20 protein-coding genes are annotated in these 21976 nt (G+C 43.2%); 9 read left to right on the forward strand and 11 right to left on the reverse strand.

Annotation, left to right across the window (positions count from 1 at the left end; genetic code table 11):
• Positions 1-20: 20 nt before the first annotated feature.
• A complete protein-coding gene (locus HJG39_RS11550) occupies positions 21-977 on the reverse strand; it encodes an ETX/MTX2 family pore-forming toxin (RefSeq protein ID WP_268409338.1) in 957 nt (318 codons plus the stop codon).
• Positions 978-1301: 324 nt separating this feature from the next.
• Here HJG39_RS11550 and HJG39_RS11555 point away from each other — a divergent pair, with 324 nt between their 5' ends.
• The 3 genes from HJG39_RS11555 to HJG39_RS11565 are packed head-to-tail and all read left to right on the forward strand — an operon-like array spanning position 1302 to position 5962.
• Positions 1302-2708 (forward strand): hypothetical protein, encoded by a 1407-nt coding sequence (locus HJG39_RS11555; RefSeq protein WP_268409339.1) that lies wholly within the window; start codon positions 1302-1304, stop codon positions 2706-2708.
• Complete coding sequence (locus HJG39_RS11560) at positions 2705-4777, forward strand: LodA/GoxA family CTQ-dependent oxidase (protein WP_268409341.1); 2073 nt, start codon at positions 2705-2707, stop codon at positions 4775-4777. Before HJG39_RS11555 ends, HJG39_RS11560 begins: the two co-directional genes overlap by 4 nt.
• Before the next feature lie 48 nt (positions 4778-4825).
• Positions 4826-5962 (forward strand): NAD(P)/FAD-dependent oxidoreductase, encoded by a 1137-nt coding sequence (locus HJG39_RS11565; RefSeq protein ID WP_268409343.1) that lies wholly within the window; start codon positions 4826-4828, stop codon positions 5960-5962.
• A 35-nt stretch (positions 5963-5997) separates the two neighbouring features.
• Here HJG39_RS11565 and HJG39_RS11570 read toward each other — a convergent pair whose 3' ends face one another.
• Positions 5998-6834: an HDOD domain-containing protein gene (locus tag HJG39_RS11570; RefSeq protein ID WP_268409345.1), complete on the reverse strand. Its 837-nt coding sequence runs from the start codon at positions 6832-6834 to the stop codon at positions 5998-6000.
• A 195-nt stretch (positions 6835-7029) separates the two neighbouring features.
• Between HJG39_RS11570 and HJG39_RS11575 the strand changes: the two genes are divergently transcribed.
• Positions 7030-8706 carry a dipeptidyl-peptidase 3 family protein gene (locus HJG39_RS11575; protein ID WP_268409347.1) on the forward strand — a complete coding sequence of 559 codons (1677 nt, stop codon included), beginning with the start codon at positions 7030-7032 and terminating at the stop codon, positions 8704-8706.
• A 77-nt stretch (positions 8707-8783) separates the two neighbouring features.
• On the opposite strand, the gene HJG39_RS11580 is transcribed toward HJG39_RS11575, so the two are convergent.
• The 8 genes from HJG39_RS11580 to folB all read right to left on the reverse strand — a co-directional run bounded on the left by HJG39_RS11580 (position 8784) and on the right by folB (position 14546).
• Positions 8784-9152, reverse strand: coding sequence for an MmcQ/YjbR family DNA-binding protein (locus tag HJG39_RS11580; RefSeq protein WP_268409348.1), 369 nt, complete (start codon positions 9150-9152; stop codon positions 8784-8786).
• 120 nt (positions 9153-9272) lie between these two features.
• Positions 9273-10688, reverse strand: a complete 1416-nt coding sequence (locus HJG39_RS11585; protein ID WP_268409350.1) for an NAD(P)(+) transhydrogenase (Re/Si-specific) subunit beta — start codon at positions 10686-10688, stop codon at positions 9273-9275.
• 12 nt (positions 10689-10700) lie between these two features.
• Positions 10701-11003, reverse strand: coding sequence for an NAD(P) transhydrogenase subunit alpha (locus HJG39_RS11590; protein ID WP_268409352.1), 303 nt, complete (start codon positions 11001-11003; stop codon positions 10701-10703).
• A 3-nt stretch (positions 11004-11006) separates the two neighbouring features.
• The gene (locus HJG39_RS11595; protein ID WP_268409353.1) at positions 11007-12185 is read right to left on the reverse strand and encodes an NAD(P) transhydrogenase subunit alpha; all 1179 of its coding nucleotides are present in this window, start codon (positions 12183-12185) and stop codon (positions 11007-11009) included.
• 174 nt (positions 12186-12359) lie between these two features.
• On the reverse strand, positions 12360-12725 hold the full coding sequence (locus HJG39_RS11600; RefSeq protein ID WP_268409355.1) for a histidine triad nucleotide-binding protein: 366 nt from the start codon (positions 12723-12725) through the stop codon (positions 12360-12362).
• 113 nt (positions 12726-12838) lie between these two features.
• A complete protein-coding gene (locus HJG39_RS11605; protein ID WP_268409357.1) occupies positions 12839-13636 on the reverse strand; it encodes an undecaprenyl-diphosphate phosphatase in 798 nt (265 codons plus the stop codon).
• A gap of 3 nt (positions 13637-13639) precedes the next feature.
• Positions 13640-14137 carry a 2-amino-4-hydroxy-6-hydroxymethyldihydropteridine diphosphokinase gene (gene folK / locus HJG39_RS11610; RefSeq protein WP_268409359.1) on the reverse strand — a complete coding sequence of 166 codons (498 nt, stop codon included), beginning with the start codon at positions 14135-14137 and terminating at the stop codon, positions 13640-13642.
• Positions 14138-14186: 49 nt separating this feature from the next.
• Positions 14187-14546 (reverse strand): dihydroneopterin aldolase, encoded by a 360-nt coding sequence (gene folB / locus HJG39_RS11615; protein WP_268409361.1) that lies wholly within the window; start codon positions 14544-14546, stop codon positions 14187-14189.
• Between the two features lie 107 nt (positions 14547-14653).
• Between folB and plsY the strand changes: the two genes are divergently transcribed.
• On the forward strand, positions 14654-15262 hold the full coding sequence (plsY, locus tag HJG39_RS11620) for a glycerol-3-phosphate 1-O-acyltransferase PlsY (protein ID WP_268409363.1): 609 nt from the start codon (positions 14654-14656) through the stop codon (positions 15260-15262).
• A gap of 111 nt (positions 15263-15373) precedes the next feature.
• Here plsY and tsaD read toward each other — a convergent pair whose 3' ends face one another.
• Positions 15374-16417: a tRNA (adenosine(37)-N6)-threonylcarbamoyltransferase complex transferase subunit TsaD gene (tsaD, locus tag HJG39_RS11625; protein WP_268409365.1), complete on the reverse strand. Its 1044-nt coding sequence runs from the start codon at positions 16415-16417 to the stop codon at positions 15374-15376.
• 334 nt (positions 16418-16751) lie between these two features.
• Between tsaD and rpsU the strand changes: the two genes are divergently transcribed.
• The 4 genes from rpsU (at position 16752) to rpoD (ending at position 21610) form a co-directional block, all read left to right on the forward strand.
• Positions 16752-16967, forward strand: a complete 216-nt coding sequence (gene rpsU, locus HJG39_RS11630) for a 30S ribosomal protein S21 (protein ID WP_268409367.1) — start codon at positions 16752-16754, stop codon at positions 16965-16967.
• Positions 16968-17042: 75 nt separating this feature from the next.
• Entirely contained in the window at positions 17043-17489 is a 447-nt protein-coding gene (locus HJG39_RS11635) for a GatB/YqeY domain-containing protein (protein ID WP_268409369.1), read from the forward strand.
• A gap of 184 nt (positions 17490-17673) precedes the next feature.
• Positions 17674-19449 (forward strand): DNA primase, encoded by a 1776-nt coding sequence (dnaG, locus tag HJG39_RS11640; RefSeq protein ID WP_268409371.1) that lies wholly within the window; start codon positions 17674-17676, stop codon positions 19447-19449.
• A 331-nt stretch (positions 19450-19780) separates the two neighbouring features.
• Positions 19781-21610, forward strand: coding sequence for an RNA polymerase sigma factor RpoD (gene rpoD, locus HJG39_RS11645; RefSeq protein ID WP_268409373.1), 1830 nt, complete (start codon positions 19781-19783; stop codon positions 21608-21610).
• Positions 21611-21976: the final 366 nt, after the last annotated feature.

Genomic DNA, 21976 nt, shown 5'->3' on the forward strand with positions numbered 1-21976 from the left:
TTCCACTCTAAATACGTACTTTATCTTTTGCAGAAACTTTTCAGATCCGCAGAATCGCCAGTATCAGGATAAGGGGATTGAGTATAGTTACAACGTAAATCCCATGTCGTTACTCCTTCCCACGTACCATAGGTTTTCACCTCCGCACCTGTTCTCTTGGATTTTAACGTCATGACATACGGCACACTTAAGGTAGCTCTCCATACTTCTGCCTTAGCAATAACTTGGGTGTGAGGTGGAGCCACCACAGGGAAATTACATTGATAACTTTCAGAATAAGATTGTTCTTCACCAAAGGTTACCGACTCCTCTGTTGTGACCTCGATCGAGCCTTCCACATCTGCAACAAATGGAATTCCCGCTGAAAAGGTAAACCCTTCGGTTATGGAAAAGCCTGATGTCCGAGAAAAGCTAGAACTATTCTCTACCGATTTAGTTTTATCCAATTCCATAACTTGATCAGAATCAGTATCATTCTGATTTGTTAAGGTTGCTAAAACGTCTGGAGTCTGGTCGACTATTTGTGATTCATTGGTTTGATAATCAACATCTGTTACTTCCATATCTTCGTAGATGAAACAAAAATATTGGTCATTATAGATACCGCCGTCATAGGGGTAAGTAATAGCAGGATTACGCTCAACAATGCATTTAGAATCCTTATAAGCGAGAATTCTAAAATATCCTTCCGTCTCACCTGAGCCCGCTTCAAAACGCCAATATTGATCGCTATATACACCGCTACCTTTGTAATATTCGACAACATCTCGCTCAACAATGCAGCCACCATACTCAAGGCCAATAATCCGGTAATACCCCTCAAACTCACCCGTACCTGGCTCTAAGTACCAATACTGATCGTCATAGGTATTACCTGAATACATGACAACATCTTCATCCCGACCTATCAGCCATTCTTTAGTAGTAAACCCTTGTAGCTTAAACCTAATATCGCTTGGGGGAATATACATTGACATACTTCACTCCTTTTTTAACAACCTAAATATGGACCTTATTTTATCCTATATGTCAATTTATAAATAATAGATTTGCTTTCACATGACATAAATTCATACAAAATAATATTAAAAAACATTGAAACTTCTAAATTTTAAAATTTGAACAAAAATGTAATGTGTAATAACGTGAAATAGGCAAATTCTCAGACCACGACTACACTCATTAAGCCCAGTAATTTTCTAGGCACCCATCGCTAGCATAAAACAATACAGTATCGGCTTGCGATGGCTCATAACCACACTACAAACCTAAAAAGCGATAAGGCATGCCGAGGAGGCAATATGCAGCCCAAAAGAAACTCTCTTTATCTACGCTTATACAAAATACTACCGTTGATCATAGCAACATTGATGCTATCAATGAGCACCAACGTCAACGCTAAGCAAAACAGTGAATGTTTAGCAGAACCTGATTGGTTTCCTCATTCTCAAACACCAAGGCCAAACGATGCCACCTTTAAAAGTTCCACCAATTGCGTGTTCCACCAGTGGTCATGGCAAATGTTTTTATGGTTAACCCAAGAAGATGAAAACGGCAATCCGCGATTTTTATCTTTTGAGTCGCCGCAATCTTTAATAGGAATGGAGCATCGCGGCCTCATGCCACGACGTACCAAACATGCTACGGCAATGTCGTTTGATGAATATCTACAAGCGGGAACAGATGGCATTTTAATCGACCATAATGGTAAAGCGGTATATTACTCGCAATACGTGAACCCAACCTTTGCTAACTTTATTAAGGGAAAAGACGAAAGTGGCAACTACAACAAAAGCCAAGATTTTCGCTTCCCTCAAAATGTGATCAACATGGGTAAAACCGCGCCTCAAACCGAATTCCCCATTTATGGCACAGCGGGAGCATTAGAGTTAAAAGCCGCGTGGCGTGTGGTAAAAGAAGGTGAAGACACCAGCGATGTCTTTACTATGAAAACCGAGTTAGCCAAGCTCGTTAACACGGCTAATGGCATTCAAGTGAATCATGAGGAAACTTACTCAGCAACCGTAGCCTTAGTTGGCTTTCACATTGCAGGGATTGTACAAGGTCATCCTGAAATGATTTGGGCAACGTTTGAGCATCATAACAATGCGCCCGATGTGCAAGCCGGAACCAGCTTTACGTCGCCTGTTTCACCAGATGACTATACGTTTTACACGGCGAACACCAAACTTCAAGATTGCAACATTAACCCCGCCAAAGATGGTATGGAGTTAAACGAAGCAACGCAAACCTTTACCCCAATCACACAAGTGTGTCGACGCTATCCTTTTGGTAACGCCCCCAACGAACAGCAAAGCAATACCGCTCACATTACCCAGCTAAACGCGAGTGTCCAATCTAAACTCGATAACGGTGATGTTTGGGAAAACTACGATGAAATTGGCGCGATTTGGTTCGGTGGGGAAGACAAGCTAGTTCCCGGTTTAAGATTGGCTGACGATAGCCTGCTAACGGGTTCATTGAAGCTTTCTAACAGCACCATCGAAACCTTTACGCAAGTGGCAGACAGCATGAATAACTGCTTCCGTTGTCACAATACAGCGCAAGAATTCCCGCCGAAAATGAGTTTAGACCCACTCCCAGCCACCAACTTAAACATTAGTCATGCTTTCCAGAACATCTTTTTCTGGTCGCAAGAATTGGAAGAAGTCAAAACGTACCTCAATAAATTAGGAGACAAGAAATGAGTTACTTTCGCGTTCATCCCACCATTAACTTTGCTCGTGTTGGAAACAGTGAAGAATACTATCTTGCTCCTGAAACTGCCGCAGGAGAATTAATCGACAGGGAAACGGGGTTATTTGGCGGCTTACCGGTCAAACCTAACACAGAAGACACCCCCATCGACGAACATGATTTTCGTGATGGCGATGGTAAAGTGAAACGACAAGCAGCGCGTTTCCGCTTATTCGCTTACGACCAAGAACAAACCAACTACCCAGCAGAAGACAAAGGCAGAGAAATTAAGATTGGCGATACGGTAGGTGGCAAAGTCATTAAAGATATTGTTTGGCAAGTGCATTTAGCCAACAAGAAAAACAACAATTACACCATAGTTAACGATCAAGGCGAAGAAGAAGGCATCATCTCGTACGAAAATGGGAATACACCACCAGTACGCAACCCGCAGTATGGTGATGATTTGTCGAGTGCTAACCGCTTAAACACGTTAGTGGTAGATGCAGGCCCAAGAGCCATTTCAGTGTTAAATAACGCTGGAGCACAACTTGAGTTTAGCCAATCTTCTGAGGCCAGTTATACCTTAGATAACGGCAGCATTAAAAGCCTACCAAGCTACCCGATCAGTTTCCCGAATCAACACTTTGATATGTTTGAGCCGCTTGGCACAATCGATAGCTTAGGCGAAATGCAAATTGAGCAAATCTCTGGACGCTTAATTGTGACTGGTGGATACGGAAAAGCCAGTGCAATCAAAGACGATGATGGCAATCCGCCAAAACTCGATAACGCCATTGATAATGACAATTGGTTTGACGACACGTCCGATGGTCCTGTCTGTGCGACGGTGGTTTTTGAAGATGGTTCAAGCGTACAAGCCGTTCATGGTTGGATTGTTTGTACCGACCCTGGCTATGCACCACAAACCCGTAATGTAGTATCAACATGGGACGATGTTTACGACACTTGGGTGCAGAACTTATCATTAACACCAAGCATTTATAACGATGGCTTCCAAGACGGTTACAAAGCCTCTTTTTATGGCGATGTCATCCCTGTTTTTCATGCGGCTTTTTTACAACGTTGGAATACCGCATTACCTAACAAAGGCGTAAAAGGCCATGATTTCATGGCACAAATTAAGCCAACGGATGATCCTTCCAGCAAGATTCCTTCATTTACTAGCTTAATCCGCAAGCCTTCGCCTCCGGGGACATCAGATGCGCCGGGCAATGAAGATGGTGTTCCGGGTAAAATGCCCCTTGCCCTTGGCGACGCCATGAAGAGCTTTTTATCGCTAACTGAGACACAATACTTTTTGCTCATGCAGTGGTATCAAGGCCAATCGGTTGAAGCTTATGAGCCTTTAGGAAAGGGCGAGTATATGGACAAAATGGTGTTAGAGAACTGCTTAGGTGGACGTTATTCGCCGGGTATCGATCTGACCTTCATCGTGCGCGATGTCCACTTGTACCAAAAAGAGTGGCAAGGTAAAACAGGCCCTTTCCGTATTAACATGAAGCCTCTTAACTACAGTCATGCGACGGATAAAAGCACCCACTTTTTAACAGAGGGTTATGTGCCATTGCGTAAATACCAAGTAGAGCCGGGAGACCTGTGTAAATTCATGTCTCAACCTTGGCATACGGACTATAACAGCTGTGCAACCCACACCACCGACCCTAATCCAGATCAAAGCAATACGCTTTACTGGTCGTGGCCTGCGCAACGTCCGGTGTCGGTTTACCCGAAAGAATCCTGCCGATATGACAGCAAAACACAGACTTGGAGTATTGGCGATACTCTATTCAGTGTTAGAGGTACAGGAACGGAAACTCCCTACCCTCAACAACAAGGTCGATATCAATGTTATTTCGATTTTGTTGAAAATTGGCATAAAGTCGGGTTTATTATTCAGGGAACACAAATTGCCGATGAGGAACATAATACCCATTATGGTGCAGATAAGTTCCTTGAGGTATCCAGTCAATTTGACAGTCATGGAAATACGGTTGAGCCTTGGCCCACCGCGGTAGAACCGGGTTATACAAAGCCCAGTGACTGCGGCCCCAAATAAACAACCGACAGTAGCAATGGCTCAGGTAATGATTCAGGAATAAGCTTTATGAACTCTACTAATCTGAGCGTTAGCATTATTGGTGGCGGCCCTGCGGGGTGCGCCACTGCGCTAGCTCTACAAAAACATGCCAGACGAAAAGGATTTGAACTCAACATTTTCGTCTTCACCGCACCCAACACCAATGCCCCCTGCATTGGCGAAACGGTGCCCCCCGTGCTTAATCAACACCTCCGTGACATTGATGCCCATGAAATACTTGAGGGTGACGATCATCTAATTTGCCCCGGCAGCATTTCTGAGTGGCAAGAAAGCCGAGCAGGATATAACGACTTTCTATTTACTCCAGTTGGCAACGGATACCACTTAAATCGAGAGTTGTTTAATCAACAACTTTTAGCAACCTGCAAAAAGCAGCTTATTGAAGTGGTCGACAATGCACGGTTAACCGATATTGAACCCCATGAAAATGGATACCGCCTTGCTCTAAAGCGAAATGGTCAGCGCAACACGCATTACAGCGATTTTGTTGTAGATGCAACAGGCCACAACCGTAGCTTTACCTCTAAATTAAATATTGCTGTCAATCACTTCGATAAAGTGATGTCGATTTGCGCGATTTACGCCTTACCAGAAGGCGAGAAGCGCGCCGCAAATACGATGGTTTCGAGTGCACCGAGTGGATGGTGGTACGGTACACAATTACCTGAAAATAAGGCGCTTATTAGCTTTTGCACAGACTCATTCGAACTCAAGTCGCAAGATTTGTCTGCGCCACGTAATTGGTATCGCACATTACTGGATAGCACATGGTTTTACCAACAATGCATCCATCAATTAGGTTGTGAATTACCTGAACCAGACAGCCTACATTTACGCCCATCTCCTTCCGATATTTTATCGAATGTGGTTGGGAGAAATTGGCTAGCGGTGGGTGATGCTGCCTCAAGCTACGATTCAATATCTTCAGCAGGAATTACCAAATCAGTGATACACGGCAACCTCGCGGGGGAAGCCATCTGTAAAAGCATTTGCAAACAGGATGAAAAGCCGCTTCTGGATTATCAAGACAGTGTATTCAACGACTTTTCCCAATATATCAAGCAACATCAGATGCATTACCACGCAGGAGGCAGTCGCTTTAACTATTCAGGTTTTTGGAAACGAAGACTGGTAAACGCATAAAATTCCTTTTTACAAAGCAAGAAATCAAGTACCTATCAGTCGAACGCCTCTTTCACAAGCTGTAAAGCGTCAAGGTACTCGGTTTCTTCGAACACCTCTATATCTCGAATGATGTTCTTCTTCATTGCTGTCTCTATCACTTTTCCTTGATGTGATTTGAAATACCCTGCGGCGACCGCGCCTAGGCGTATGAAATCGGTGTAATTTGGTTGCGTTGATTGCAGGTTCAGATCTCGCCAGCCCAATACGACCTGCTCGAAATCACTGCCCAAATGCCAAGCACGAACAATAGACAAGCCAATTCTGCCGGACAATTTTTGGATAGCTGTATTTAGAAAATCAGGGGTAGCGTAGTCTTTCGGTGAGCGCTCCGCTTCGGTTAAAATCGGTAATACCCCGATATTATGCAACAAAGCACATAACGTCATCACATCCAAGTCCAGCTTTGAGCCTTTATGGTATTTGGAGAAATAGTGAAAAACGGCAATCGAATGCGACATCACAGCAATGTTACGTTTCCAAACTTGCTCTAAGTAGGCTTTTATTACATCATTTTTACTAACGTATAATTGCTCAAGCGCCAACGCCGTAGCAATGTTTTTGATTTGATCAAGACCGATTCTATTGACCGCCTGCAACATTGATTCCGCTTTTATGGCTCGTCCTAAAAACGCACTGTTTGCGATACGCATCATTCGCGCACTTAAGGAAGGATCGAGTGAAATGACTTCCGCCATTTGATTTAAGCTCACATTTGGATCATCTGCCGTTCTTCGCACTTTTAACACGATGTCAGGTAGGGTTGGCAACACGAGAGTGTCGTTGTTGATTTTATCGACCAGCACTTTGAGCAGTGTATTTTCAGCAGACATGTTCGAATTTAACCCATCCCAAAGGTTTAAGAATATCGGCATTAATTGCCGCACAGTATCCACCATTTAAACAAATGTAAATAGTGGGAAATGCGTGGTAAGTATCAATTTGTATCTTGCGATTAGGCGTTGCATTCTCCATCGATGACAGCAAGAATAAGCGCAACCATAACTATAACGAATAGAGATCATTGCATGAACAAAAAGCTCATCGCCCCAGCACTCATTGCAGGTGGACTTATCCTCGGCGGCTGCTCCCCTCAAACAACCGAGCAGACAACCAATAGCGTATCTGCCAGCAGCGAAAAACCCACCTTACTTCCCGATTTCAAAAAGCGCTTAGATATTTATCATCCCGTTGAATTAACCGCAGACATCTCTCACCTTAACGCTAACCAAAAGAAAATGTTAGGCGTTTTAATTGATGCGTCGAAAATTATGGATGAACTGTTCTGGAAACAATCCTATGGTCCCAATTATCAAGATTTGCTAAACAGTATTACCGACCCTGCCACTCAAAAATTCACCGACATCAACTATGGCCCTTGGGATCGCCTACAAGGCGATGCGCCGTTTTTAAGTGGCGTTGAAGAAAAACCGAAAGGTGCACAATTCTATCCTGCGGATATGACCAAAGAAGAATTAAACAGCAGTGATGTAAAAGACAAAACCGGTTTGTATTCCATGATTGTTCGTGGCGACGACGGCAAGCTGACCAGCGTCCCTTATTCAGAGTATTTCAATGAAGAGTTAACACGCGCGGCCAAATTGCTAGAGCAAGCGGCATCATTGGCTGAAGATGAGTCATTCGCGAATTACTTGACCATGCGTGCAAAAGCCTTGCTGACAGACGATTATCAAGCATCAGATTTTGCATGGATGGATATGAAAACCAACCCTATTGAGTTGGTTTACGGTCCTATCGAAACTTATGAAGACTTACTGTTTGGCTACCGCGCGAGTTTCGAGTCTTACGTTTTAATTAAAGACTTAGAGTGGAGCGCACGTTTAGCAAAATACGCCGCGTTTTTGCCTGAACTGCAACAGGGCTTGCCAGTTCCAGCTAAATACAAAGCGGAAAAGCCGGGGGCTAATGCCGACTTGAATGCTTACGATGTGATTTTTTATGCGGGCCATTCCAATGCGGGCAGTAAAACTATTGCTATTAACTTGCCCAATGATGAGCAAGTTCAACTAGAAAAAGGCACGCGCCGCTTACAATTGAAAAATGCCATGCGCGCTAAATTCGATAACATTCTGGTGCCAATTGCCAACGAATTGATTGTACCGGAGCAACGCAAACACATTACATTTGATGCTTTCTTCGCCAACACCATGTTCCATGAGGTTGCACATGGCTTGGGCATTAAAAACACTTTAGATGGCAACAGCACAGTGCGTCAGGCGCTACAAGAGCATGCTTCTGCATTAGAAGAAGGTAAAGCTGATATTTTGGGCCTGTACATGGTTAGCCAACTATTAGAAAAGGGTGAAATTACCGAAGGCGTTTTGGCTGATTACTACGTCACTTTTATGGCCGGTATTTTCCGTTCAGTACGTTTTGGCGCTTCTAGTGCTCATGGTAAAGCCAATATGATCCGCTTTAATTATTTCCAAGAAAAAGGCGTATTTAGTCGCAACGACAAGGGCTTGTATCAGGTGGATTTAGAAAAAATGGGCGATGCTGTTGATAGTTTGTCTGAACTCATTTTAACGCTGCAAGGCGATGGCAATTACCAAGGTGTAAACACGCTAGTTCAAGAGAAAGGCGTGATTGGTAAGCAACTGCAAAGCGATTTAGATCGTTTGTCGAAAGCCAGCATTCCTGTTGACATCACCTTTAAACAAGGCCGCTCAGTTATGGGGCTTTAATCGCTCTCTTAAAACATAATTAAAACAAAGGAAGGACAAGTATTAATCGCTTGTTCTTCCTACTTCATGTCCTCCCTTTACACATCCTGATTTACCCCCAACGCTTTTTGCTTCTTCTTCGTTAATCCCAGCGAAACTAAACGATACGACTCACTTAAATAGTAACGCAATTCCTCGTCTCGCTCAGCGTTACTGGCAGTTTGTTGAATCCATTTTAATCCTCTTGAGGCTAGATACGGTGCGGGCCGATACCCCTCACTTTGCTTTAAAAAGTCGTAGTTTAAGTCGGATGTTTTAAAGGTATAGGCTGGCAATCCATCGTTATCAGTTGTGCCAATCGCAAACACTTTCTCCCCCACTTTCCAAATATGTGAATTTCCCCATTGCATCACATAAGTTGTGCCTGTGTAAGATTGGCAATATTGGTTAAATTCGTCGTGTGTCATATTAACTCATTGGGTATCGGGAACTGATTACTCCATTTAAAGCATCTTGTGTGAGATTTCAAATAAAAAGGGGAAGCACGGCGCCTCCCCTTCTTTGTTTTACGTTAAATAACGTTAACCTTAATCATCTCCAAATTCACGAATAACAGAATTAAGCGTGTCTTTGGCGTCTCCATATATCATACGGGTATTGTCTTTAAAGAATAATGGATTATCGACGCCCGCAAAACCGGCATTGGCAGTACGTTTCAGTACAAACACAGTACGCGCTCGTTCCACTTCAATAACCGGCATACCGTAAATTGGGCTGCCTTTCATTTCTTTTGCTGCGGGGTTAACAACATCGTTTGCCCCAATAACAATTGCCACATCGAAGGTTTCCATGCGCTGGTTCACCGCATCCATTTCTAGCAATAAATCGTAAGACACATCTGCCTCTGCAAGTAGCACGTTCATGTGACCCGGCATGCGCCCGGCAACAGGGTGAATTCCGTAAACCACTTCGCCACCGTTACTTTCAATGAGTTCTTGTAACTCTTTTACCGCATGTTGTGCTTGCGCTACCGCCATACCGTAACCCGGCACGACTAATACACTTTGTGCAGCTTCTAACACGTAGAATGCATCTTCTGGCGATAATGCTTTAAGTTCACCTTCAACCTTCATTGAAGTATCAATAGGTTTGCTAAAACCAGACAACAGCACATTCACTAGGGAACGGTTCATAGCTTTACACATGATATTAGTGAGAATGATGCCGCTCGCGCCCACCAACAAACCCGCTACAATCAAGATATTGTTGCCAATAGCAAAACCTGCTGCCGTTGCTGCAATACCGGAGTAACTATTTAATAGCGAAATCACCACTGGCATATCTGCGCCACCAATGGGAATGACCGACAGCACTCCTAACACAACAGACAGTACGATAATGCTATAAATTAGGTTGGCATTATCTGGCGTTTGCGTTAGCTGATAACTAACTGCCACCAAGGCAAGAATCAAGGCAATATTGACCCAACGCTGTCCTGCAAAGGTGATAGCACCCGAGGTCATTTTGCCGCTGAGTTTACCCCATGCAATCACACTGCCCGAAAAGGTAATGCCACCTATAATGATAGATAAGTTTGAAATGGTAAGAGAAAGCCCTTGGTTTGAACTCCCTTCGACGACCCCTCTGGCTAATTCAGAAACACTTTGATTCGCCAAAGTGAGTACCGAGATCCAGCCAACCGCTAAACTCGCTAAGCCGCCAAAGCCATTAAACAACGAGACGAGCTCTGGCATGGACGTCATTTCGACTTTCTTGGCAAATATCGCCCCAATAACACCACCAATAGCAATGCCGGTAATGATCCAGTGATAGCTAATAATGTCTTTATCTAGCAAGGTAATCACCACAGCGAGAAACATGCCAATAGCAGAAACCGTGTTGCCCTTTCTTGAAGTGGACGGATGGCTTAACAACTTTAAGCCAAGGATAAATAAACATGCTGAAACGATGTAGGTAGCATTAATTAAAATTGCACTATTCATACTGGCTACCCCTTATGCGTCTTTCGCTGATTTTTTCTCAGCTTTCTTTTTGAACATGGCAAGCATTCTGTCAGTTACCATGTATCCGCCCACCACGTTAACAGTAGCGAGCACAACAGCAACGGTGCCAATAATGGTAGTTAAGGTTCCGTCTTCGCCCCCTGCGGCAACCAACGCTCCGACTAAGGTAATGCCAGAAATAGCATTCGCCCCAGACATCAAAGGGGTATGTAATGTAGCGGGCACTTTACGGATAAGTTCAAATCCCAAGAAGGCTGCCAAAACCGTGATGAACAACAGATAAATCGTTTCCATTGTTTATTCCCCCTGAAGTGTTTGGTAGTGATTAATTAGCATCTCGTTACGTAACTGCCCGTCATAGGCAATGACGCAACTGGTCAAAATGTCGTCATCAAAATCAATGGCTATTTCGCCTTTTTCGGTATCCCAATATTCATCTAATAAATTGAAAACATTATTGGAATACATGGCAGTGGCATCTTTTGCGACTTGATTTTCCCAGTTTCCTGTTCCAACAATATGCACTCCATTAATTTGCGAGACCTCACCGGGAACAGAACCTTCTACATTCCCCCCCATCTCGGCTGCCATATCAACAACAACACTGCCCGGTTTCATCGCTTCAACCATATCTTTGGTAACAATAACAGGCGGTTTTCGACCAAATAGCTTTGCTGTAGTGATAACAATGTCAGCATCGGCAATGGCTTGCTTTTGACCGGCTTTCTGTTTTTCGACCTGCTCAGGTGAAAGCGCATTGGCGTAACCATCTTTGGTTTGTCCGGTTTCACCAAGGTCGATTTTTAAGAACTTGGCTCCTAAGGATTCCACCTGTTCAGCAACAACTTCTCGGGTATCAAAGGCAAGCACACTGGCACCTAAGCGTTTTGCCGTTGCAATTGCTTGTAAGCCGGCAACACCAGCTCCAATAATGAAAACCTTGGCGGGTTTAATGGTGCCTGATGGCGTCATCATCATGGGTAGAATGGTAGAAAGTTGATGAACAGCGTTCATTACCATCACATACCCAGCAAGGTTAGATTGGGAACTTAGCGCATCCATTTTTTGCGAGCGCGTGGTCCTTGGGATCATTTCCATACTGATGAGGCCAACTGACTTGGCAACCAGCTTTTCGATGAGTGATTTTTCAAAAAAGGGATCTAAATGACCAACAACAAGCTTTCCGGCGCGTAATAGCGCAATATCAGCTTCGCTTGGTCGAGTGACGTAAAGAATAATGTCAGCAACCTCGATGGCTGCCTTACGATCGGAAACAAGCTCTGCACCCGCTTGTTCATATTCGGCATCCAGATAACCTGCTAACTTCCCCGCTCCACTTTCAACGAGCACCTTGGCGTTTGCCAGTTTCATTTTTTTAACCGTGGCTGGAGTTGCTGCACAACGTTTCTCTGTTGCGACTCCTACGTTATCTAACGTAATACCAGGAGATTCATTAATAACTAATATTGTGGACATCGGGAACTTTCCTCTGACAAGTTCGATTAATAAGTGTTTGGCCTGATTAGAAAACTTATATCAGGACAAACATCCTATGCCAACCGAGTCTATGAGGTGTGTTCCAAATAGGAAAATAAAGATTTCCTATTGTGACAATCAGCTTTTACGTATACGTAAACTCAACAACAAAACTTATTCGACTTTTAGCGTATCCTGATAAGGAGGCCAACCCATTGGTTTTCCTGCCAAAACATGAAGGTGAAGATGGTAAACCGTTTGACCACCGAATTTATTACAATTCATCACCACACGATACCCTTCATCTGCGAAACCCTGATCCTTTGCAATTTTCGCAGCAACGAAATACAAATGACCCATAACTTCCCGGTCTTCTTCTTCAATGTCATTAATTGTTGCTATCGGTTTTTTCGGAATCACTAAAAAATGAATAGGGGCTTGAGGGGCAATATCATTAAACGCAAGTACCGAGTCATCTTCATAAATAATCTCTGCTGGGATTTCTCTGTTGATGATTTTGGTAAAAATCGTATCAGACATATTTAAGTTCCTTATACGAATAAATTAAACGAAAAAAAAGAGGGCCACATGTAACATGCGCCCTACTTTTATAAAAAATTTGCTTAGATTCAACCCAAAAGTTGTGCTTCTAACTACAGCAACAATACCAGCAAGAAAACGCCAAGTAAAAGCCGATAAATGACGAAAGGCAACATACCGATGCGCTCTATCCAAGAAAGGAAAAGATAAATACAAGCGTAAGCACTGACGAAGGATAAAAGCGTGCCCGATACGATCATGCTCCAATCTACGGCTTGCGATGTTGACAGCAAATCAAGCCCCAAAAGTACACCGGCCCCTAAAATCGTTGGAATTGAAAGAAGAAAGGAAAAGCGCGCAGCGCTGTATCTGTCTAGCCCTAATAATAAACCCGCCGTGATCGTAATTCCCGAACGCGATGTCCCGGGAATCATGGCAAGCACCTGAAAAAAACCAATGGTTAACGCTTTTTTCCAGCCCAATGATTTCAAGCCTTCTGCTTGCTTCGCCCGTGAATCCGCTAACCATAGTAAAGCACCAAACACTATTGTGGTAAACGCGATGACTAAACCGGAACGAGCAAACTCTTCCACTAACGATTTGCCTAAAAACCCTAGGACAACCGCAGGAAGAGTGGCAATAATCAACCACCAAGCCAATTGACTTTCTGCTGTTGCTTTACCACCAACAAGTTGACGCGTCCACGCTTGTGTCATGCCCCATAAATCATGTCGAAAATAGATAACAACAGCGGTTAAACTGCCAATATGCACCGCCACATCAAACGCTAACCCTTGCTCTTTCCACCCCAATAAAATACTGGGCAGTAAAAGATGCGCGGAACTTGAGATAGGCAAAAACTCCGTAATACCTTGGATAATAGCGAGAATAACAACTTCAAATAGGGTCACAATTTAGTCCTGTCCATTCCAAATAAAGGGAATTTTCCATAATTTTTGAGAATCTTTATCAAAGCATTTCCAAAGCTCTGAATAACTTTTTTTCACTTCTGGATGTGATTTGTGAGGCGTTAGATCTTGTAAAGGTAATAAGACAAAGGCGTTGTACAAAATTTCCGGTCTTGGCAAAATAATGGGTATTTTTATTACCTCATCATTAAATAATAACAAATCCAAATCCAAGGTACGCGGCGAGAATTTTTTCTCTGATGAAATGCGCCCATTCTCTTTTTCAATTTTTTTAAGTAGATGACAAACCTCTACGAGTGATTTTTCTGTTTTAGCGCCAACCACCAAATTGTAGAAAGGATTTCCATCAAACCCAACCGACTCACTTTCATACACGGGACTCAACTCCAGCTCACCAAACGCTTCAAATAGAGCATCCAAACCCGCTTTTGTGTGTTTTTCTCGCTCAATATTAGTACCAAGACTAATGTAAATGTGATTCATAAATGGCAAGCCTGTTAATCATGACAGCGACATGAGGAAGATTGATGTGTTATCCATTATTGACTTCACGCTGCAAGTAAACCGCCACATTTTTCGCCTTTGGCAATATATCGGGTTTGCTCAGCTTAATTTCCACTTTCTCAACCGGAAAATTCGCTAGGATATGCGCACACATGGTTTCGGCAAGAAATTCGAGCAATTGGGGTTGGTGGATCTGACACAGGTTTTCCATCGCCTCTGCAATTTTCGCGTAATCAACAGTATGGCTCAAATCATCTGACTTCCCGGCTTCTTGCAATGGCAAGTGCAGCACTAAGTCGAGTAACAAGCGTTGCGGAGCCTGACGCTCCCATTCGTAGACGCCAATAATGGCAAGAAGCTGAAGCTCCTCTATATATATTTTATCCATCAAGGATGTTACCTTTTTACACAGGGCGCGTTTGAACATAACGCGTGAAAGTCGAGTACGCTTAAACGGGAGGCAGTTTACCTGTTTTGTAATGTGGGTCCAACACCATGACAGCACTTAGTTTACTTCTCGTTGTTAGCGCTTACTTAATAGGCTCCCTCATGGGCGCGCTAATTGTAAATCGTCTTTTTCAGGTTGCCGATCCACGACAATCCGGTTCGGGTAATCCCGGCGCATCCAACATGCTGCGTAATTACGGTAAATGGGCAGGTTTTTTGACGCTGTTCATTGATGTCATTAAAGGCATCGTTCCCGTTGCAACCGCATTATTCTTGCAGCAGCCCGAATGGGTACTTGGCGTGACTGGTGTTGCGGCTTTGCTTGGTCATATTTTCCCACTCTACTACGGTTTTTCTGGCGGAAAAGGGGTGGCGACGGCACTGGGTATTTTTTCTGTTTTTAGCTTAAAAATAGCCAGCGGTTTACTCTGCATTTGGATCGTAATATTTGCACTAAGCCGTTATAGCTCCTTAGCTTCCCTTAGCGCAACATTGGCAGCACCGATTCTCACGTATTACTTTGTGCCAACGTTTTTTGTACCTGTGATTGTGATGTCATTTTTCATCTTTCTGAAACATAAAGATAATGTGAATCGATTGTGTAGAGGCAAGGAATTTCGCTTTTCCGTGAAAGAAACAAAAAAGACTTCAAACTAGGCATCACGCTGAATAGAAGCGCCTAACGCCCCAACACAAAAGGATTCACGCAGACTGAGCTCCAATCTCATCCTGCGACTATGGATCTACGTCTAATTCATTTAGCGCAACTTAGGTAGTTTCAGAATGATTTAAAGCGGGTAGATTATCCAGCGACCAACGTGGCGAAACTTGCTCAGACATATCGCCTAGCTGACCCGCCTCAAGGCGCTTCGCACCAGCATAGGCAATCATGGCACCGTTATCAGTGCAAAATTCCAAACGTGGATAGTAAACCTGCCCACCCAGCTTTTTCATCATTGTTTGCAAGGATTCGCGCAACGATTTATTGGCGCCCACACCACCAGCAATGACTAATCGCTTCAAGCCAGTTTCTGTTAATGCGCGTTTGCACTTAATAGCTAAGGTTTGCACTACCGCAGTTTGAAACGCGAGTGCAACATCGGCTTTATCTTGAGGCGATAACTCCCCTTGTTTTTGAATATCTTTAATGGTGTTCGCTGCAAAGGTTTTAAGACCACTAAAGCTAAAATCAAGACCGGGCCTGTCAGTCATTGGGCGAGGAAAAGTAAAACGCCCCGCAGTACCATCGTCTGCCATTTTTGCCAGCACAGGGCCTCCGGGGTAATCTAAACCGAGCAATTTAGCCGTTTTATCAAAGCCTTCGCCTGCGGCATCATCAAGTGTTTCACCTAACGTTTGATACTCTCCAATGCCATCAACTCTGACCAACATCGAGTGACCTCCAGAAACGAGCAATGCAACAAACGGAAATTCAGGTGCGGGCTCATCTAACATCGGGGCCAGTAAGTGTCCCTCCATGTGATGCACTCCTACCATAGGTACTTTCCAGCCATAAGCCAAACTGCGCGCAAACGAGGAGCCAACAAGCAGTGCACCAACCAGTCCCGGCCCACGAGTGTAGGCAACGCCATCAATATCGGCTTGGGTAGAGTTCGATTCCATTAATGCTTTTTGTACTAAAGGAACAAGCTTGCGAATATGGTCACGCGACGCTAATTCAGGAACAACACCACCATAATCAGCATGCAGCTTCACCTGACTATATAATGCATGGCTTAATAAGCCCTGCTCCGTGTCGTACACAGCCACACCGGTTTCATCACAGGAGGTTTCTATTCCTAATACTCGCATTTTGTCTTCTTTAATTGGTTCTTAACTGAAAATTTGGCTGGCATTCTACCTAAGCTTAGTGTAAAAACTAAAGCGAATTACTTGCCTAAATTCGATAAATTCAGAGATAAATTCAGAGTAAAAGCTCTGTATTTTCCGTGAAATCACTACCTTACAAGCACACAATAAAAACACCGCATTAGTTAAGCGCAAATTAAGCTAAATAAATAGTCACTCCAGCTTTACTTTGATTGTAGATATGATTAGAATTGCGCACCATTTTTAAAGATAGCGGTCATTTTTTGACCCACCTAAAGACCAAAAATACAGATTTTATTTTTGAAGTGAGAGATTAATGCCAATAGTAAAAGTCAGAGAAAACGAGCCGTTTGACGTAGCATTACGTCGTTTCAAGCGTTCATGTGAAAAAGCAGGTGTACTTTCAGAAGTACGTCGTCGTGAGTTCTTCGAGAAACCAACTTGGGAACGTAAGCGTAAAAAAGCTGCTGCTAAAAAACGCCATTTGAAAAAACTAGCTCGTGAAAATGCTCGTAGAGTAAGAATGTACTAAGAACAACATTTGTTGTTCTTTTTTGTACAGTTTTACTTCTATTAGTAGTTAATCGACTTTCAAGGTAATTCATTGATGTCTCTAATACTTAGACTCAAAGATGCTCAAAAAGACGCAATGCGTGCCAAAGATAAGGTACGCCTAGGTACAATTCGCTTAGCTTTATCTGAAGTTAAACAACGTGAAGTTGATACCCGCGAAGAGCTTTCTGACGAAAATGTTATCGTTTTACTAACCAAAATGGTTAAGCAAAGACGTGACTCTATCACCCAGTTTAAAGCTGCGGAGCGTCAGGACCTTGTCGATCAAGAAGAGTCTGAACTGGCTATTTTGCAAGAGTTCCTTCCTGAACCACTTTCTGAAGAAGAAGTTGCAGCTTTAATTGCGGAAGCGGTTGAAGCAACAGGAGCAAATGGAATGCAAGATATGGGGAAAGTCATGGGTTGGCTGAAACCAAAAGTTCAAGGACGCGCAGATATGGGTAAATTAAGCGGTCAGATAAAAGCAAAGCTTAATGCTTAAGCTAATTTATTTCGTACTCATCAAGGCTTAATTGCTCATTTCTAATACCAACAAGAGGCTTTATTGCCTCTTGTTTTGTTTTTACACAACGACTTTATTTCTCAAGCTGTTTTTCTAAATTTAGGCAGCACCTTGCCCCAATTTATTTATAATGCATTCCTAATTCGGTAAATAACGCAAACACATGTCAGGCAGAATTCCACGAAGTTTTATTGATGATCTCCTCGCTCGAACCGATATTGTTGAGCTGATAGACGGTTTCGTACCGTTAAAGCGCGCAGGAAAGAACCATCAAGCATGCTGCCCTTTTCACAGTGAAAAAAGCCCTTCATTTACTGTCAGTCAAGAAAAGCAGTTCTATCATTGCTTTGGTTGCGGAGCCCACGGCAATGCCATCTCTTTTTTAATGGAGTATGAGCGTCTAGAGTTTCCTGAAGCAGTTGAAGAGCTTGCTCGTTATCATCATGTAGAAGTACCTAGGGAACAAACTGCTTTTTCAAATGCCAAACCCTATATTCCTGCCAATAAACTTGAAGATGACTTCAATTTAATGGAAAAGGTAAGTCGTTATTTTGAAAAACAGCTAAAAGATAATACGCAATCAGCCAAAGCCATTGACTACCTAAAATCACGCGGACTAAGCGGCGAAATTGTTAAGGCATACAATATTGGCTACGCCCCGGCACAATGGGACGCCATTTTAAATGCGTTTGGTCAGTCTCAACCTGTACAGCAACAATTGCTCGATTTAAAACTCATCACGGAAAACAGCCAACACAAACGTTATGACTTTTTCCGTGACCGCATTATGTTCCCTATCCGCGACAAACGCGGCAGAGTCATTGGTTTTGGTGGTCGAGTGATGGGTGATGACACGCCGAAATATTTAAACTCACCTGAAACCCGAATTTTTCATAAAGGCAGTGAACTTTACGGCTTTTATCAAGCTCGCCAACAACACCGAAAATTGCAACGCGTGCTGGTCGTTGAAGGTTATATGGACGTAGTTGCTCTGGCGCAGTTCGGCATCACCTACGCCGTTGCGGCACTTGGCACAGCAACCACGCCTGAACACATTCAAATGTTATTGCGCAGCACACCTGAAATTGTTTGCTGTTACGATGGTGATAGAGCGGGCCGAGAAGCAGCCTGGCGGGCCATGAACAATGCACTTCCCCATTTAAAAGACGGAACGCAAATGCGCTTCTTATTCTTACCTGACGGCGAGGATCCCGATACCATGGTGCGCAAAATCGGAAAAGAAGCGTTTGAAGATTTGTTGCAAGACAAGGCAGTGCCGTTATCAAAATTCTTGTTCGATAATTTATTACAGCGCCACTCAGTTGCCACAACAGAGGGGAAAGCATCGCTGAAAGCTGAAGCGGAACCGCTTATTTCTCAAATTCCCGGCGAATATCAACAACAAATGCTAATGGAAGTGCTGAGCAAGCATACGGGTGAATATGAAAAACACCGTGCTCAAGTTGCCGCTAAAGAATCCAATAACCAATCACAAATTGCCAAAGTAGGTTACTCACGACCCAATAAACCTAGCTTCTCACCTGGCAGAATGATGTTACGTTTGCTACTCGACAACCCGAAGTTAGCCTCTGAGTGTAAAGATGTGACTCCAGAAGCAACACAGCAACTTCGTGTTGGCAACTTAGACATGTTAATCGATATGATGCGGTTGTGTATCCACTCCCCTCATTACAGTACCGCGCAAGTTCTAGAACACTATCGCGATCACCCAAATTATAAGGCGTTAGGCAAGTTACTCTCATGGGAGCACGCCGTATCAGATGAAACGATGGCAACGGTTTATCGTGACAGTTTCAACCGATTAATTAACCAGCATTTACAGGGTAGAATGGAAGAGCTTTTATCAAAAGCACGTCAAGGAAACATAACAAATGACGAAAAAAAAGAGCTTATGTTGCTAAGCAAAGCTAATCAATAATGTATAATTTTTGCAGGCTAAGCTTGAAAAACCAGCAGCTAGCCCTCATTGTAGGTTAGGTTGTCCTCGACACTGCCTTGTAGCCGTAGCCGCAGCGTCGAAAATTCACTATCTCTTAAACAAACAAACGTAGAATGCGCTGTAACTTTTCTGCTATAATGGTCGATTCTGTGTGCCCTGTATGCCATAACTGTTACGTTTTTGCTTTATTACAATCAGAACGCTATTTTTACTAAATGGCGGGCGAGTGAATTCAGGCCACAGATAATACTATATATTTATAGTCGAGTGCCCTCAGGGCTAGTTCTACATTAATTGGTCGCGGAAGTATATGGCAAGCAAGCAGTCTCAGATAAAACTCCTCATCGCTAAAGGTAAAGAGCAAGGTTTCCTAACGTTTTCAGAGGTTAATGACCATCTACCTCAGGATATTGTCGATTCAGACCAAATTGAAGACATTATCCGTATGATCAACGACATGGGTATTCAGGTGTTCGAAAACGCTCCAGATGCTGATGAATTGTTGATGCAGGAAACAACTACCGATGAAGAAGTCGCAGAAGCGGCAGCACAAGCTTTAGCTACCGTTGAAAGTGAAATCGGTCGAACAACTGATCCAGTGCGTATGTACATGCGTGAAATGGGTACAGTTGAACTACTTACTCGTGAAGGCGAAATTGAAATCGCAAAGCGCATTGAAGAAGGTATCAACCAAGTTCAATGTTCTGTTGCAGAATACCCCGAAGCTATCACTTATCTACTTGATCAGTGGGACCTTTTCGAAGCAGAAGAAATCCGCTTAAGTGATATTATTCTCGGATTTATAGATCCAAACGAGGAGCAAGATCTCGCTCCCACCGCAACACACATTGGTTCAGAATTGTCTGATGAAGAATTAGACGATGAAGATGATGATGGCGATGACGATTCAGAGGAAGAAGAAGACAACTCTATCGACCCTGAACTAGCACGTGAAAAGTTTTCGGCACTGCGTACTCAATATGAGAAAACGCGTGAAATTATCGCGAATAAAGGTCGAAGTCATGCCATTGCAAAAGAAAATATTGGGATTTTAAGCGATATTTTCAAAGAATTCCGTTTGGTACCTAAACAGTTCGATAGAATGGTACGCAACATGCGTAACATGATGGATCGCGTACGCGTTCAAGAGCGCTTGGTCATGAAGTATTGCGTTGCGAATGCAAAAATGCCGAAAAGCGACTTCATCAAGATGTTCGCTGGCAGCGAAACCTCTACTGACTGGTTAAATAAAGCGGTCAACTCTGATGCGCCTTACGCTCAACTACTCAGTGCTTTTAAAGAAGAAATTGAGCGCTGCGTCAATAAAATTAATCAGGTTGAAGAAGAGACCGGTTTAAATATTGATGACATTAAGGACATCAATCGCCGTATGTCTATCGGCGAAGCCAAAGCCCGTCGTGCGAAGAAGGAAATGGTTGAAGCTAACTTACGTTTAGTTATCTCCATCGCCAAAAAGTACACAAACCGAGGCTTACAATTCTTGGATCTTATTCAGGAAGGCAATATTGGCTTGATGAAGGCAGTGGACAAGTTCGAATATCGTCGTGGATACAAGTTTTCAACTTACGCAACGTGGTGGATTCGTCAGGCAATTACACGTTCTATTGCCGATCAGGCAAGAACAATCCGTATTCCTGTGCATATGATTGAAACTATTAACAAGTTGAACCGTATTTCACGCCAAATGTTGCAAGAAATTGGTCGTGAGCCAACACCGGAAGAATTGTCAGAGCGCATGATGATGCCTGAAGACAAAATCCGTAAAGTGCTTAAGATTGCAAAAGAACCCATTTCAATGGAAACACCAATTGGTGATGATGAAGATTCGCATCTTGGTGACTTCATTGAGGATAGCACGATTGTGCAACCTCTGGATTCGGCAACAGGTAACAACTTGAAACATGCGACTCAAGACGTCCTTGCAGGTTTAACTGCAAGAGAAGCAAAAGTATTGCGAATGCGTTTTGGTATCGACATGAATACTGACCACACGTTAGAAGAAGTCGGCAAACAGTTTGACGTTACTCGCGAACGTATTCGTCAGATTGAAGCAAAAGCACTTCGCAAGCTCAGACATCCTAGCCGTTCTGAGCAATTACGTAGTTTCCTTGATGAATAAAACGTACATAGCTATTAATTAAGATTTAAAAAGCGGCCTTTAGCCTAATGCCGATCAGTTAAGAAGTTGACATTTGGCATAAGAGGATAAAAATCCGATGATCGTAAGGTCATCGGATTTTTTTGTGCAACTTCAACAAGCCCTTAATACTAATGCCAGTCAGCTTAACTGACTGGCATTAGCCTTTAGCCGCTTTTTTACTATCTTAGATTGTGCAAAAGCTTCTCTTCACAACCTATGTCTCTGGCTATCACATCACAAGCAGCCTTTTCCTCGAATAGATCAAACTAAGGTAACTATTATTACCTATTCATCGTTAATTTATGTTTATTCATCTCAAATCAGTACATTTTTTCACAATTTGTA

Source organism: Alteromonas sp. a30 (assembly GCF_026788005.1).
Lineage (GTDB): Bacteria > Pseudomonadota > Gammaproteobacteria > Enterobacterales > Alteromonadaceae > Paraneptunicella.

What these genes read in the sequence shown, in the direction of transcription:
- HJG39_RS11550 (WP_268409338.1), bottom strand. Translation starts at nt 977, where the DNA reads ATGTCAATGTATATTCCCCCAAGCGATATTAGGTTTAAGCTACAAGGG.
- HJG39_RS11555 (WP_268409339.1), top strand. Translation starts at nt 1,302, where the DNA reads ATGCAGCCCAAAAGAAACTCTCTTTATCTACGCTTATACAAAATACTA.
- HJG39_RS11560 (WP_268409341.1), top strand. Translation starts at nt 2,705, where the DNA reads ATGAGTTACTTTCGCGTTCATCCCACCATTAACTTTGCTCGTGTTGGA.
- HJG39_RS11565 (WP_268409343.1), top strand. Translation starts at nt 4,826, where the DNA reads ATGAACTCTACTAATCTGAGCGTTAGCATTATTGGTGGCGGCCCTGCG.
- HJG39_RS11570 (WP_268409345.1), bottom strand. Translation starts at nt 6,834, where the DNA reads ATGTCTGCTGAAAATACACTGCTCAAAGTGCTGGTCGATAAAATCAAC.
- HJG39_RS11575 (WP_268409347.1), top strand. Translation starts at nt 7,030, where the DNA reads ATGAACAAAAAGCTCATCGCCCCAGCACTCATTGCAGGTGGACTTATC.
- HJG39_RS11580 (WP_268409348.1), bottom strand. Translation starts at nt 9,152, where the DNA reads ATGACACACGACGAATTTAACCAATATTGCCAATCTTACACAGGCACA.
- HJG39_RS11585 (WP_268409350.1), bottom strand. Translation starts at nt 10,688, where the DNA reads ATGAATAGTGCAATTTTAATTAATGCTACCTACATCGTTTCAGCATGT.
- HJG39_RS11590 (WP_268409352.1), bottom strand. Translation starts at nt 11,003, where the DNA reads ATGGAAACGATTTATCTGTTGTTCATCACGGTTTTGGCAGCCTTCTTG.
- HJG39_RS11595 (WP_268409353.1), bottom strand. Translation starts at nt 12,185, where the DNA reads ATGTCCACAATATTAGTTATTAATGAATCTCCTGGTATTACGTTAGAT.
- HJG39_RS11600 (WP_268409355.1), bottom strand. Translation starts at nt 12,725, where the DNA reads ATGTCTGATACGATTTTTACCAAAATCATCAACAGAGAAATCCCAGCA.
- folK (WP_268409359.1), bottom strand. Translation starts at nt 14,137, where the DNA reads ATGAATCACATTTACATTAGTCTTGGTACTAATATTGAGCGAGAAAAA.
- folB (WP_268409361.1), bottom strand. Translation starts at nt 14,546, where the DNA reads ATGGATAAAATATATATAGAGGAGCTTCAGCTTCTTGCCATTATTGGC.
- plsY (WP_268409363.1), top strand. Translation starts at nt 14,654, where the DNA reads ATGACAGCACTTAGTTTACTTCTCGTTGTTAGCGCTTACTTAATAGGC.
- tsaD (WP_268409365.1), bottom strand. Translation starts at nt 16,417, where the DNA reads ATGCGAGTATTAGGAATAGAAACCTCCTGTGATGAAACCGGTGTGGCT.
- rpsU (WP_268409367.1), top strand. Translation starts at nt 16,752, where the DNA reads ATGCCAATAGTAAAAGTCAGAGAAAACGAGCCGTTTGACGTAGCATTA.
- HJG39_RS11635 (WP_268409369.1), top strand. Translation starts at nt 17,043, where the DNA reads ATGTCTCTAATACTTAGACTCAAAGATGCTCAAAAAGACGCAATGCGT.
- dnaG (WP_268409371.1), top strand. Translation starts at nt 17,674, where the DNA reads ATGTCAGGCAGAATTCCACGAAGTTTTATTGATGATCTCCTCGCTCGA.
- rpoD (WP_268409373.1), top strand. Translation starts at nt 19,781, where the DNA reads ATGGCAAGCAAGCAGTCTCAGATAAAACTCCTCATCGCTAAAGGTAAA.